Origin of the sequence: Bacteroides sp. NGMCC 1.200775 (genome assembly GCF_040798045.1) — a bacterium.
In the GTDB taxonomy this organism is placed as follows: Bacteria; Bacteroidota; Bacteroidia; order Bacteroidales; family Bacteroidaceae; genus Bacteroides; species Bacteroides hominis.
The window spans coordinates 97600-111348 of sequence record NZ_JASCQK010000003.1; the positions used below are offsets into that span (position 1 = coordinate 97600).

Genomic DNA, 13749 nt, shown 5'->3' on the forward strand with positions numbered 1-13749 from the left:
GGAACGGAATTGTTGAAAAAGGCTATCTTTGCATATCAACAACACATCACAATAATATGATTATGAAGAAAAAAGCACTTTCCTTGCTGGCATTCATCCCGGCATTTACGACAGTGACGGCTCAACAGCCGGCGGTACCGGATGTATGCGCACTTGTCAATCCCATTATCGGAACCAATGGTATGGGGCACACCTTTCCCGGGGCCTGCGCTCCGTTCGGACTTGTACAGTTGAGCCCTGATACGGATACAATTCCTCACAATGTGGATGGAGTTTATCAAAAAAATGCATATGAATATTGTGCCGGGTACCAGCATCGCGATCAAACAATAGTAGGATTCAGTCATACCCACTTGAGTGGTACGGGACATTCTGATCTGGGGGATATCTTGATTATGCCTGCTACAGGTGAATTGAAACTGAATCCCGGAAGGGCGGACACCCCAGACGAAGGATACCGTTCCCGTTTCAGCCATGAAACTGAAGTGGCTCGTCCGGGCTATTATGAAGTGGAGCTTACAGATTACGGTATAAAAGCACAGTTGACAGCTACCCAACGGGTAGGGATACATAAATATACTTTTCCGGACGGTGCCGACGGACGCATTATTCTTGACCTGGTACACGGCATCTATAATTATGACGGGAAAACGTTGTGGGCTAATATACGCGTAGAAAATGATACATTGCTGACGGGGTATCGTATCACGAACGGGTGGGCCCGCACCAACTATACTTATTTTGCCATATCCTTGTCTCAACCCATCAAAGACTATGGATATACAGATAAAGAGAAGGCTTTGTATAAAGGATTCTGGCGACGGTTCAATACCGACCGGAATTTCCCGGAAATGACCGGACGAAAACTGGTGGCTTATTTCAACTTCGATACCCGGCAGAATCCGGAACTGATAATTAAAGTCGCTCTTTCGGCAGTGAGCACAGAAGGGGCTTTAAAAAATTTGCAGGCTGAGGCCGGCGGAAAGACTTTCAGCCGGCTGGCAGCCGAGACACATTCGGCATGGAATCGTGAATTGGATGTGCTTGAGGCCAAAGGAACCCCTGACCAGCTTGCCATGTTTTATACTTCACTGTATCATACGATGATTAATCCGTCTGTCTATATGGATGTAGACGGTAGTTATCGCGGGCTCGATCATAATATCCATACAGCCGAAGGATTTACCAATTATACTATTTTCTCCTTATGGGATACGTACCGTGCAGAACATCCTTTTTTGAATTTGCTTAAACCCCGGCAGAATAGAGACATGGTGCAGTCTATGATTCGGCATCAGCAGCAGAGTGTGCATGGCATGTTGCCGGTATGGAGTCTGATGGGGAATGAAGGCTGGTGTATGAGCGGTTATCATGCTGTATCTGCTTTGGCTGACGCGATTGTCAAAGGTGCCGGAATATCCGTCCGGGAGGCTTTGCCGGCGATGGATCATACGGCAAATGTGTCTTATTATGAAGGCATTGAATCGTATAAACGATTGGGATATGTGCCTTTTGATCAGAGTGGAACGGCTGCATCTACTACGTTGGAATATGCTTATGACGACTGGACCATTTACCGGGTGGCTTTGTTGGCGGGAGATAAACGGTTAGCCGATATTTATAAGAAAAGGGCGGATAATTATCGGAATGTTTTTGATGCTTCTGTCGGTTTTGCCCGCCCTCGCTATAGCAACGGTGAATTTAAGAAAGAGTTTGATGCTATGCAGACCTACGGTGAAGGTTTTATTGAAGGAAACTCATGGAATTTCTCTTTCCATGTGCCGCATGATGTAACCGGATTGATCGGGCTGATGGGTGGTGAAAAGAAATTTGTCAACCGGCTGGACACACTCTTCTCTATGGCACTTCCCCGGAAATATTATGAAAAGAATGAAGATATCGCCGAGGTGAGTTTGGTAGGAGGGTACGTGCATGGCAACGAACCCAGTCATCATATTCCCTATTTGTATGCATGGACTTCCCAGCCCTGGAAAACACAATATTGGGTGCGTGAGGTGATGAACCGGATGTACAAAAATGATATTGACGGTCTGGGGGGCAATGACGATTGCGGGCAGATGTCTGCCTGGTATCTGTTTACGGCAATGGGATTCTATTCCGTTTGTCCGGGTACCGATCAATACGTGTTGGGAGCACCTTATCTTCCATACATCCGTATGAATCTGCCTAATGGAAACACTTTTGAGATAAAAGCGCCGAAAGTGAACGATCGCAACCGCTATGTTCGACAGGCAAAGCTCAACGGAAAAGTTTACGATAAAATGTATATTACCCATGCCGATCTCTTGGCAGGGGGAATACTTGAATTTGAAATGTCTGCTTCTCCAAACAAGAAGAGAGGGCTTGCCAAGGAGGCTAAACCTTATTCGATGTCTGAGGAGTAGAACGTTTTCAAACATTCTGTCCGGGCTGCTTGTTAATTATTTGATGAACCAAATAATAGAATATGAAAGCAATTTTTTCTTTTGTAGCAGTCTTGGTACTCTCATTATCGATGGCTGCGCAGAGTAAATCGTTCTATGACTTCTCTGTGAAGACCATAGATGGCAAAGAGTATAAACTGGCAGACCTTAAAGGCAAGAAGGTATTGGTGGTTAATGTCGCTTCCAAGTGCGGACTGACGCCGCAGTATGCCGAGTTACAGGAATTGTACGATCAGTATAAAGATCGAAATTTTGTGATTATAGCTTTTCCTGCCAATAACTTTATGGGGCAAGAACCGGGTACGAACGAAGAGATAGCCAAGTTCTGTTCGGCAAATTATGATGTTACTTTCCCGATGATGGCCAAGATTTCGGTAAAGGGTAAAGATATGGCTCCACTTTATCAGTGGCTGACTGAGAAGAAACTGAACGGGAAGCAGGATGCGCCCGTACAGTGGAATTTTCAGAAGTTTATGATTGACGAAAACGGAAATTGGGTCGGTTTCGCAGCTCCTAAAGAAAGTCCTTTTTCTGAGACTATTATCAGTTGGATAGAAAAGAAGTGATTTAATGTGTCAAAACTCACCACAGAGGACACAGAGTAACACAGAGACGATTTTAAGTTGTTGATTATTAATAAAAAGACTCTGTGCTACTCTGTGTTACTCCGTAGTGAAAAGAGTTTCTACACAGCCTCTTTGGGGGAAGTAGAAGAGAAAATCCCTGCTTTTTCTATTTCACTTTCAAAGTTCGGTGTGAAGACACCTTTTCCTAAATTCGTTTTGATTTCTTCATGGCTCCAGAAACGTCCGCCGTCTAATTCATCGCTGGGATGTATTGCTCCGTCGTATACTGTTTTATGCACAAAGACTAACTCCCGTTCACGGGAAGACTCAAAGACATAGCTTGTCAGGAGTTCCGGTGTGAAGTCCGTGATACCTAATTCTTCGGCGACCTCTCTCTTTAAAGCTATTTCTACACTCTCTCCCAGATCGATGTGTCCGCCTACGGCGGTATCCCATTTGCCCGGCTGTATATCCTTCCATTCAGGGCGTTTCTGCAAGTAAAGTTCACCTTTTGAGTTGAATACGTGCAGATGGACAACCGGATGCAATAGCTTGCTTCCGCTATGGCATTCGCCGCGTGTAGCAGCTCCTGTAATAGTTCCCTGTTCGTCTACGATGGGAAACATTTCCTGATTATTATCGCTTTGCATATCTTAAGGTATTAATAAGGATGAATCGCCGTAGCTCAGGAAGCGGAAATCGTGGCTGAGTGCATAGTCGTAAATTGTACGCCAGTTCCCTTTGACAAATGCCGAGACCAATAATAGCAGGGTGCTCTGTGGCTGATGAAAATTGGTAACCATTGCTTTGACTATTTTGTATTCGTACCCCGGAGCAATAATAATTTGTGTACTGGTGTGCAATGCTTCCATATCGTGACGGTCGAGATAACCTAATATTTTCTGTAAAGCTACAACAGGGCGTACGTCACATTCCGTTTCGTAAGGTTGCCACTGTTTTACACGCAATTGTTCTTCCGTAGCTTCCGGGTTGTTGGCCAGCGTTACACCGATGTGGTAGAGACTTTCAAGGGTACGTACGGAAGTTGTTCCTACAGCAATGGCACAAGCGTCGTGGTCTATCAGTTTTTTGATAATACTGCGTGATACGGATATATATTCCGTATGCATTTCGTGCCCCTCTATCTCTTCACTTTTTACCGGTTTAAAAGTACCGGCGCCAACATGGAGGGTCAGTTCCTCGAGGTCGATCCCTTTTTCGGTCAGGGCATCCAGTACACGAGGGGTGAAATGTAAACCTGCCGTAGGAGCGGCCACCGAGCCTTTTATTTTTGAATAGACTGTCTGATAGGTCTCTTTATCACTTTCTTCCGTATCCCGGTTGAGATATGGAGGGATGGGTAACTCGCCGAATACTTCAAGAATATTGGCAAAGGTGACTTCCGGATTATCCCAGTTGAAATCTATCCAATGACTGGTTCCACGACACTCGCCACGAGTAGCCGTCAGGGTGATGGGGAAACCTTTTACAGTCATTTCACGACGTAACGGACCGTCTTTCCATTTTTTCAGGTTACCGATCATGCAAAGCCACGCCGCATGTTCCGTTTGCTGGAAATTGAGTACATAGTCGTTAGGTTGAATCGGTTCCAGACAAAAAACTTCGATTAAGGCTCCTGTCTCTTTGCGGAAATGGAGTCGTGCCTGAATAACCTTGGTATTGTTGAATATCATCAGACTTCCGGCAGGCAAGTGTTCCGGTAAGGAGGTGAATACATCTTCGCTGACTTCGCCGTGACGGTAAATAAGTAACTTAGACTGGTCCCGCATAGGCAACGGGAATTTAGCGATGCGTTCATCCGGCAATGGATAATTGTATTCGCTAATACGGATATGTTTCGGGTTTTCTTTCATCATTTCTTTCTTTGCGACGACAAAAGTAGTTATATTTGCCTTAATTTGTAGATTGTAAATGGTAAATTGTAAACAGAACGATGAAAATAGGTGATAAAGTGCGCTTCCTCAGTGAGGTGGGCGGAGGAATCGTAAAGGGATTCCGGGGAAAAGATATTGTATTGGTGGAAGATGCTGATGGATTTGATATCCCGATGCAGATACGCGAGTGTGTGGTGATCGATACGGATGATTATAATATGACCCGGAAGGCTGCTCCTGCGCCAAAGAAACCCGAAGAACCCGTCAAACCGGTAAAGCCTGAGATTCCGGTAGTTCGTCCGGCCGAAGTGCGGGGTGGCGATGTCTTAAATGTTTTTCTGGCTTATGTGCCCGAAGATGTGAAAGCTATCAGCAGTACTCCATTCGAGGCCTATCTGGTGAATGACAGCAATTATTATTTGTATTATACGTATCAGAGTGCCGAAGGAAAGGCTTGGAAAACCCGTTCGCATGGACTGGTGGAACCCAATACGAAGCTTTTGCTGGAAGAGTTTACTAAAGATATGCTGAATGAAATGGAGCATGTAGCCGTTCAGTTCATTGCTTTTAAAGATGGACGGACAGCGCCTTTGAAACCTGCGGTTTGTGTGGAGCTGCGTATCGATACGGTGAAGTTCTATAAACTTCATACTTTCCGTGAGTCCGATTTCTTTGAACAACCGGCACTGGTTTATGACATTGTGAAAGACGATGTTCCTACCCGTCAGGTATTTGTTTCGGCCGAAGAATTGCAATCCGTATTGATCCAGAAGAAAGAAGTGGATAAACCCAAGTCGCAGCCTATCGTAAAACGTGGCGGGAAAAATGATATTCTTGAAGTGGACCTGCACATCAACGAGTTGCTGGATGACACACGTGGCATGGGGAATGCCGAGATACTGAATTATCAGTTGGATAAATTCCGTGAAGTGATGGAGAAGTACAAAACCAAACGTGAACAAAAAATAGTTTTCATTCATGGTAAAGGTGACGGAGTGCTTCGCAAAGCATTGATTGACGAATTAAAGCGAAAATATAGTAATTGCCGCTATCAGGATGCTTCTTTCCAGGAATATGGTTTCGGAGCAACCATGGTGACCATAAAATGATGCTTCTATGCCTGTTATTGGGATGTGCGTGTTTCTGAAATTAGAGAGGTGACAAAAAAGGAAATTAAGTGAATTGATGCAGTGTAAACGGGTGGAAGGATGAAAGAAATGTGGATAATTACTAAAATTATACATTGATGTATTATACATTGATGTATAATTTGTATCTTTGTTCTATGAAGTTACGAAAATAGTGTATTTTATTGGAAATGAGCATATGTTAATCGCTCATGATAGTAATAGGTTACGATTTAGTTAGTTATCTGCTGCATTATTCTTCTGCGCGTTGCGTAACCTTCAAAGAACTCTTCGTATGCAAAAGTAACAATAAAACGGGAGATTTTGATATGAATCTCCCTGATTTTTTTCTATCTCATACAAGTTTTTCCGTAAAAGCGGCTTTATTCGTCGGCACACCATCGCCCAAAAGGATTTTGAACGAACGTGTGCCGACTACTGCATAAGCGGAGAAAAGAGCTTTGCCTCACGCCTAAACGACAGTTTAGACTGATGAGGCAAGGCCCATTTCTTTTGTGCTTATGCCGAAGAGGTGCTTTTACGGTTTTTCAGATGATTTTTCTTTTTCGCTGTTCTTTTGAGCCGGAAGCGGAAAGCCGTGTATGACCGTTTGCCCATAAATGGAACAAGCCGTCACCCACAGCTGGCAAACCGGGAAGAATGATTTTATCTGCCCGCCCCGACACGTCCGGCCAGACAGATAAAACCATACTTCCTTGCAGGTGGTTTGCCCGGTTTCACGCTACCGACTATGTCCTTTTTTGGGGGGACTTCCTTTTTTCACGGATTTCTCTTTTGAAGTTTTCTGTCTAATCTGCCTCTACTTCCGTTTACCTCCATTTTCGCGCCTTTCAGTGAGTCGCATCAGGCAGTCATTTCCGTTCTGGGCGCAAAGGTAACTCCGGGATTTGACGGGAAAGCAAGGTCAAGCCTCCTGTTTTCGGGAAAAATCTCCAGCCCTTCGGGTAGTATTTTTCCCGAAAAAACTTGCATTCCCTAATCCCTACCTTTTTAAGCACCCGAAACGAAAACGACCGATGCGACAGAAAGACGCATAAAAAAAATGTCGGATAAACGAGAGGCAGATAAGATAGTTTGAAACTCAACTCCCTCAGCTCTTGAATCCGCATTAAAAACAAAAAATCAAAAACAGAACGGATATGGGAACAACAATGGCAACAAAATTCGTGGCTTGGGAAGTGCCAACATTGGAAGCACTAAAAGGCAGTAAGGTTTACATTCTTCGTGAGAAACTGAACAACGGAGGACAGATGAACCGAGAGGAAAAGGATTGGCTTACACGCAACGTGAACAGCAACACCTATTTCAAGAGCGCAATACTCCTGCAAGGCTGGAGGTTTGACTTCTCCGATGTACTCCGCACGTTTATCGTGTGCCAATACGGACATTGGACGGAATACAAGGCAACAGACAAGACCGGACTTCGCAGATACCTATACGGCAGGATAGACAACATTGTAGAACTTGAAAAATAGCGAGGATATGACAGCAACGGCAGACTTCAAACAAGTGGCGCAATACATAGGGCTTGCGATATGCACCCTAATCATGCGCATCGTCCTTTGGGTATCCGGCATCCTTTGGGGCATCGTCAGAGAGATAGTAAACGGAGTGTTCCGAGTGGCGATAGGCATAATCGTGGCTATCCTCTCCACAATCGCCTTATTCGGCTTCATCCTTTGGTTATTCACCCTTTAATCTTACCGACAGCGATATGAAAACGACAGACCATTTCAAGAGAACGATACAGATGTATTTGGAGCAACGTGCAGCGGAAGATGCGCTCTTTGCGAAGAACTACCGCAACCCTGCCAAGAACATAGATGACTGCGTGACCTACATTCTGAACTATGTGCAGAAAAGCGGTTGCAACGGCTTCACGGACGGGGAGATATACGGACAAGCCGTACACTACTATGACGAGAACGAGATAGAGGTGGGCAAGCCTATCCAGTGTCAGATAGCCGTGAACCACGTGGTGGAACTCACCACAGAGGAAAAGGCGGAGGCACGTCAGAAGGCTCTCCGACAATATCAAGAGGAGGAAGTCCGCAAGTTGCAGAACCGCAACAAGCCGAGAACCGCCACCAAAGCGACCACCCAAGAAGTACAACAACCCTCATTATTTGATTTAGGCTTATGAAACCGAGAACACAGATACAGCAGGAAGTCGCACGGCTGAGCAAGCGACTACCGAGATTGACCGCCACGCAAAAGGCATACGCTTTCCGCCATTGCTTCAAGCATTACGCAATCAAGAGAGCGGACGGCACGAACATCTGCACTGAGTGCGGACATTCGTGGAAGAGCGACCACGACCTTGCGGACACCCTTTGCGGATGTACCTGCCCCCATTGCGGTATGTCATTGGAAGCGTTGCGCACCCGAAAGAGCGTTTTCAGCGAAAACGAATACTTCTCCATCGTCACCACCAGCAAGCAATACCAAGTGATACGCTTCTTCTTCGTCAAGTCCCGATACAAGGCAGGGCAGGCAGCCGAGTATTCCATTTATGAAGTGGTGCAGAGGTGGATTTCGCCCGATGGAAAGACAACGACCGTTGCCCGACTGCGTGGAATGTCAATGTTGTATTATGACCAATGGTCTGAATACAGCGACATGGAGGTACGCAAGAACAACAGGCTTCACGCATACGATATAGCACCTATGTGTACCTATCCCCGACAGCGTTTCATCCCCGAACTGAAACGCAACGGCTTCAATGGGGACTATCACAACACACTGCCGTATGACCTTTTCACGGCTATCCTTTCCGACAGCCGAGCCGAAACACTCTTGAAAGCAGGGCAATATGCCATGTTGCGGCATTATATCCGTAGTTCCTTTGATATGGGACGGTATTGGGCATCCGTCAAGATTTGCATCCGCAACGGTTACACCATTTCGGACGGCTCCGTATGGTGCGACACCATTGACCTCCTGCGTCATTTTGGCAAGGACACGAACAGCCCGAAATACGTCTGCCCTGCCGACCTCAAAGCGGAACACGATAAGTTGGTGAGAAAACGCAACCTGCAAAGGGAGCGTGAGCGGACGGAACAGCAACGGCAAAAGGCGATTGAAGACGAGAAGAACTATCTGAAAGCCAAAGGCATCTTCTTCGGACTTGTGTTCTCTGACAGCCTTATCTGCATCAAGGTCATAGAGAGCGTTGAGGAAATGGTAGAGGAAGGACGGATGATGCACCATTGTGTGGGCGGTTATCATAACAAGGCAAACTCCCTTATCCTATCCGCCACCATTGACGGCAAACGGATTGAAACGATAGAAGTGTCACTGAAAACGCTGAAAGTGGTACAGAGCAGAGGGGTATGCAATTCCAATACCGAGTACCATGACCGCATCATCCGGCTTGTGGAGGACAATACCGAACTTATCCGTCAGCGGATGAACGCAGCATAACATTAACCTATAATACAGAACAATATGGAAGTAAGATTTGAAAGTATGGTTTGCTTGTGGGACGATAAAATTCCCACGATGTTCCTTGAGTTTATGAACCTCCTCACTTTTTGTCAAAGTGAGGAGCAGTTAAGGGCAAGTGTCAAGGACTTTGCCGAGAAGCACGAACTTGACAAGTTCTTCCTTTACGGCTTCGGCTCACACCATTTCTACATGCACCAACGCTACACAAGCAATCCCGAAATGGTGATGCAGAACAGAGTTTTGTCAGTACATTTCTAACCATCTAAAAAAACAACGATTATGAGTACACGGATGACCATCAACGGAGTAAGCACCTGCACGAAAGCAGGGACAGAGAAATACGAGAAGTTCCAAACAGGCATCGGCAGACGCAAGCGGACACTTGTGCAATACGACTACCGCCACACGGACGGGGAATTGTTCTCTTGTGTGAAACCCACGTTGGACGAGTGCCGAGCCACACGGGACAAGTGGCTGACGGCAAAAAGAGGAAAGGAGGACAAGCAATGAACGAAGCAGGCTACCAAACGCTGATAGTCAAGTTCGGCAAGCCTATCACGGAATTGGACGGCATCTTTGACGATGCCGAAGCGTGGGGAGTGGAAACCCTTAAAGGGTGGATAGAGGACTATGAGAGCAGTCGGTTTACCGCCATTGACAGCCACACGGCAGTCATAACGAGCGAGTACAATATGGAGTGTGTGAAAACATGGTTGGAACGGAACACACCAATAGCCGAGAAAACAGAATTTTGAGCGTTTAGGCGGTGTCCGCACCGCCCGAACATAACACCCAAAGAAGAATGAATATGATAGCAAAGACGATTTTGGAGCAGATAGGTGGCAGACGCTTTGCCGCCATGACGGGAAGCAAAGACTTCATAGACATGGGCAACGGCTTACGCATGAGCCTTGCGAGGAACAAGACGAGTGCCAACCGCCTTGACATCATCTATGATGCAGGGGCAGACCTCTACAATATGCGCTTCTACCGCAGGACGTTCAGTAAAAAGACATTCGAGTGTAAGACGAAGGACATTGAAACGCACGAGGGGATATATTGCGATATGCTGGAGGAAATGTTCACGATGGTGACGGGGCTTTACACCCGTTTTTGAGAGGTGGGCGGCGAAAGCCGCCCTACTTTCTTTCAGTGAGCATGATGGCGGACAAAGAAAGTAGCAAAGAAACCTCTGTGCCAATCTTCGATAAAACCAGTCTTATAAAGATATGATTTGTTCCCAATTGTAATTAGGATTAGAGAAATGTCCGTATATAGAAGTTGGTTGATATATAGGATTCTTTAATTTTAACAACTCAATTATTGCATTAGGTCTAAAATCGAATTTTGATAGAATAAATTGTTTCAATTTTGTAGAATTGGATTCTTTGTCTGTGGAAACATTTAGCATGGTAGGCTGTTCTTCTCCAAACAAATAAGCCACTGCTATTTTGCATTCTTTTTCTAATCCGTTTGCGACTATGTTTTTTGCAACAAATCGAGCCATGTAAGCAGCACTTCTATCTATTTTGCTCGGATCCTTTCCAGAAAAAGCACCTCCGCCATGTGTTACCAAACCGCCATAAGTGTCTATCATTATTTTACGACCAGTTAATCCTGTATCGTTAACAAACCCACCTTTATAAAATTTTGATTTCCTATTTATCTGAATATCTACATTTATACAATCAATCAGTTGAGTTAAAACCTTCTGTTTTATTTCATTTTCAATGAAATCTGGATGAATATTCTCCTTATGCTGTACATTGATTATCAATTGTTCAAGATTATTTTCGCTAATTGTGACTTGTACTTTCCCATCAGGGAGGAGATAATCTACGCTCTTTCTATACGTATCAATCTCTTTGGCTATTAAATTAGATAAATATACACCATACGGAAGATAATTATATTGATTGTTTATAGCATAACCATACACAATACCTTGGTCGCCAGCTCCACCGTTCATAACAGCATCATTTAGTTGTCTTGATTGTGAAGTCAAAAAGTTCAGTATGTTTAATTTTTCACAATAGCCTATGGATTGATATACATCATTGACAATTTTCTCAATATCAACCCTTTTATTTTGAGTACTAATTTCTCCAGCAACAATTAAATTATTACCACTTCCCAAGCATTCTATTGCTGTATGGGCATTACAATCTTGCATCAAGAAAGCATCCAAAAGAGCATCACTTATTTGGTCGCATATTTTATCGGGATGTCCTTGTAATACACTTTCTGTTGTATATTTGTCTAAATTATCGAATATCATAATTCTGTTTTATACAGCTCCATTCTTCTGTTAATTTATTGTTTAGTTTTTTGTACACAGAATTACTATTCGGAGATTTATTATATGCCAATGTCGTTTCATATTCAAGTACCATATATATAGCATCCTGAATAGTTTTATTTTTAGTTGATTTAGGTGTGCTAAAAATTTGTTTGAATTTATCACACAAATTCTTTAATCTAAAAAAGAATGCTATGTGGTATATCAGTTCTATTAAGAACAATGACGATAAAAATAGTTGCAAGAATGGTATGGCAACGACGTTATCTTTTATTCCGTAGTATGCAAATATCAAAAGCAAACCAAATAGTATTGTGTTCTTTATTGCCATTTTAGGCAACATCACTTTAATGATATTATATGTAAAAAAACAATTCTCATAACAATTAACCAACATTTTATATGGTCCTTTCTCAATAGAATCATTATCGTAATAATTCAAAACTGGCTTTTCCAGCAATTTCGTGCCTAATGAATTGTCGATAAATCCTTTCCGTCTTTCATTAGCAGCCATAGGTTGCATTATAATTTCTACGATTATATATAATATACCATACCCTATAATAGAAATATAATTCAAAACATTAAACAAATTAGCAATCCATTTTATAGAATCTAATGAATGGCTTATACAATTTATTTGGAACGTTTGGAGTAATATTGAACATATGAATGTACTCCAGAGGAATCCATTTTCGATATTGCGCCAAAAAGCAATCGTCTTGTAGCTTATCTCATACGGTAATTGTCTATCCATATCCTTTATTTTTTGCAAAGTTACATGAAAAAAGCGAAACTACTTGAATGAGTCACTTGTAAAATCAAGTACTGACCATCAATTAAAATATTGATATAACATAAACTCCGATAAAGCATCCCCAACTTCATCGGAGTTTATGTTGTCGGACACTTACTTTTTATGGTACATACAGTAGCGCAAACTCCGCCTTTCTCCGTTTGAGCAGCATGGCATGACGTTTACCCTTGTAGTTGCAGAAAGCGATATACTCCCGATAGATGTTCCTATCGCCTGCCTCCAACTTTCGGATCAGCGTGCTTTTGGGTATCTTTCCGCTTCCCAACAGACGGTACGGACCGACATTGTAGGCGAGCGTGGCAAGCAAGAGCGAATCCTTCCCGAACTGCCGGAACATCGCGCAGAACTTCCGCAGGTCTTTCCGCAGAAGCGCGTCCGCCTGCCGCTTCGTCATGGTGCGTGCCGAATACCTTTCGCCCGGCTGCAACCGATGTCCATATCCTACATACGGGTGATGTTTTTCCGAATGCCAGCCCTCAAAATACTTCGTGCATCGTACTGCCCTCTCGAATGGTGGCAGCCGGTAGATAGCCGCCTGCCCGTCCGTTCCCTCATGGCGGCTGTCCCGTGCGGACACGGAACAGACCGTCAGAAGCGAACAGAGGATAGCCATGAATACACGCATCATCGTGTAAGGGGCTTGAAGTTCCCGATGGGGACAACAGTGATAACCCCGTCATCCTTCACGTTTCGGTTGTTGAAGTCAAATTCCAACTCATAGGAGTTGCCGAAATTGTCCTCCACTACCACGATGAAGTTGTGCGCCTCCTCACCATCCGCCGTGTAGTACAGCCGGAACTTCTCGTTTTCGAGCAGGTAGCGGTCATTGGGCAGGAACGTGATACCGTTGTCCATTTTCAGCGTTCCTTCTCCCTCGAACTGGAAATACCGGATAGTATAGAGGGTATTGGCGAAGTCGCCCGTCTTTTTCAGCTCACAGCGTATTTCAACCGTCTGTCCCTTCGTCACTTTGTTCGGCACAGGCATAGTTTCCACCGTGAAAGGATAGGATTGCTGGATGTCCATATCGTCGTCACACGAAATAAGCGTGAGCGACACGGCGGCGAACAGGCAGAGTGCCAACGCCTTGAAGATTGATATTCTCTTGTTCTTGTTGTTCAGTATGTTCATTG

Annotated in this window: 17 protein-coding genes; 11 read left to right on the plus strand and 6 right to left on the minus strand. The window is 44.3% G+C overall.

The window, feature by feature from the left end:
- The first annotated feature begins 62 nt into the window (after positions 1 to 62).
- Together QK890_RS09585 and QK890_RS09590 are read left to right on the plus strand one after the other, a co-directional pair.
- Complete coding sequence (locus QK890_RS09585) at positions 63 to 2405, plus strand: GH92 family glycosyl hydrolase (RefSeq protein ID WP_234211869.1); 2343 nt, start codon at positions 63 to 65, stop codon at positions 2403 to 2405.
- Positions 2406 to 2467: 62 nt separating this feature from the next.
- The gene (locus QK890_RS09590; RefSeq protein ID WP_005781482.1) at positions 2468 to 3010 is read left to right on the plus strand and encodes a glutathione peroxidase; all 543 of its coding nucleotides are present in this window, start codon (positions 2468 to 2470) and stop codon (positions 3008 to 3010) included.
- A gap of 119 nt (positions 3011 to 3129) precedes the next feature.
- Here the strand turns inward: QK890_RS09590 and QK890_RS09595 are convergent, their stop codons facing one another.
- Positions 3130 to 3660: an NUDIX domain-containing protein gene (locus QK890_RS09595; RefSeq protein ID WP_234164062.1), complete on the minus strand. Its 531-nt coding sequence runs from the start codon at positions 3658 to 3660 to the stop codon at positions 3130 to 3132.
- 3 nt (positions 3661 to 3663) lie between these two features.
- Entirely contained in the window at positions 3664 to 4884 is a 1221-nt protein-coding gene (locus QK890_RS09600; RefSeq protein WP_234211932.1) for an S-adenosylmethionine:tRNA ribosyltransferase-isomerase, read from the minus strand.
- A gap of 80 nt (positions 4885 to 4964) precedes the next feature.
- Here QK890_RS09600 and QK890_RS09605 point away from each other — a divergent pair, with 80 nt between their 5' ends.
- From QK890_RS09605 to QK890_RS09645, 9 genes are all read left to right on the plus strand, one after another.
- Positions 4965 to 6014, plus strand: coding sequence for a DUF2027 domain-containing protein (locus QK890_RS09605; RefSeq protein ID WP_005808517.1), 1050 nt, complete (start codon positions 4965 to 4967; stop codon positions 6012 to 6014).
- A 1178-nt stretch (positions 6015 to 7192) separates the two neighbouring features.
- Positions 7193 to 7528 (plus strand): hypothetical protein, encoded by a 336-nt coding sequence (locus QK890_RS09610; protein WP_005809162.1) that lies wholly within the window; start codon positions 7193 to 7195, stop codon positions 7526 to 7528.
- A 7-nt stretch (positions 7529 to 7535) separates the two neighbouring features.
- Positions 7536 to 7751: a hypothetical protein gene (locus QK890_RS09615; protein ID WP_005809164.1), complete on the plus strand. Its 216-nt coding sequence runs from the start codon at positions 7536 to 7538 to the stop codon at positions 7749 to 7751.
- 16 nt (positions 7752 to 7767) lie between these two features.
- Entirely contained in the window at positions 7768 to 8196 is a 429-nt protein-coding gene (locus QK890_RS09620; protein WP_005809166.1) for a PcfK-like family protein, read from the plus strand.
- Complete coding sequence (locus tag QK890_RS09625) at positions 8193 to 9476, plus strand: PcfJ domain-containing protein (RefSeq protein ID WP_036872219.1); 1284 nt, start codon at positions 8193 to 8195, stop codon at positions 9474 to 9476. Before QK890_RS09620 ends, QK890_RS09625 begins: the two co-directional genes overlap by 4 nt.
- Before the next feature lie 24 nt (positions 9477 to 9500).
- Positions 9501 to 9758, plus strand: coding sequence for a hypothetical protein (locus QK890_RS09630; RefSeq protein ID WP_005809172.1), 258 nt, complete (start codon positions 9501 to 9503; stop codon positions 9756 to 9758).
- A gap of 21 nt (positions 9759 to 9779) precedes the next feature.
- Entirely contained in the window at positions 9780 to 10010 is a 231-nt protein-coding gene (locus tag QK890_RS09635; protein ID WP_005809176.1) for a DUF3873 domain-containing protein, read from the plus strand.
- A complete protein-coding gene (locus QK890_RS09640) occupies positions 9950 to 10255 on the plus strand; it encodes a hypothetical protein (protein WP_080594362.1) in 306 nt (101 codons plus the stop codon). The genes QK890_RS09635 and QK890_RS09640 overlap by 61 nt, the downstream gene beginning before the upstream one ends.
- A 53-nt stretch (positions 10256 to 10308) precedes the next feature.
- Positions 10309 to 10617: a hypothetical protein gene (locus tag QK890_RS09645; RefSeq protein ID WP_008645427.1), complete on the plus strand. Its 309-nt coding sequence runs from the start codon at positions 10309 to 10311 to the stop codon at positions 10615 to 10617.
- A 102-nt stretch (positions 10618 to 10719) separates the two neighbouring features.
- Here the strand turns inward: QK890_RS09645 and metK are convergent, their stop codons facing one another.
- From metK to QK890_RS09665, 4 genes are all read right to left on the minus strand, one after another.
- Positions 10720 to 11778, minus strand: a complete 1059-nt coding sequence (gene metK, locus QK890_RS09650; protein ID WP_005809183.1) for a methionine adenosyltransferase — start codon at positions 11776 to 11778, stop codon at positions 10720 to 10722.
- On the minus strand, positions 11765 to 12556 hold the full coding sequence (locus QK890_RS09655) for a hypothetical protein (protein ID WP_005809185.1): 792 nt from the start codon (positions 12554 to 12556) through the stop codon (positions 11765 to 11767). Before QK890_RS09655 ends, metK begins: the two co-directional genes overlap by 14 nt.
- Before the next feature lie 160 nt (positions 12557 to 12716).
- A complete protein-coding gene (locus QK890_RS09660) occupies positions 12717 to 13244 on the minus strand; it encodes a glycoside hydrolase family protein (protein ID WP_005809187.1) in 528 nt (175 codons plus the stop codon).
- Complete coding sequence (locus QK890_RS09665) at positions 13241 to 13747, minus strand: DUF3872 domain-containing protein (protein ID WP_005809189.1); 507 nt, start codon at positions 13745 to 13747, stop codon at positions 13241 to 13243. The genes QK890_RS09660 and QK890_RS09665 overlap by 4 nt, the downstream gene beginning before the upstream one ends.
- Positions 13748 to 13749 lie beyond the last annotated feature (2 nt).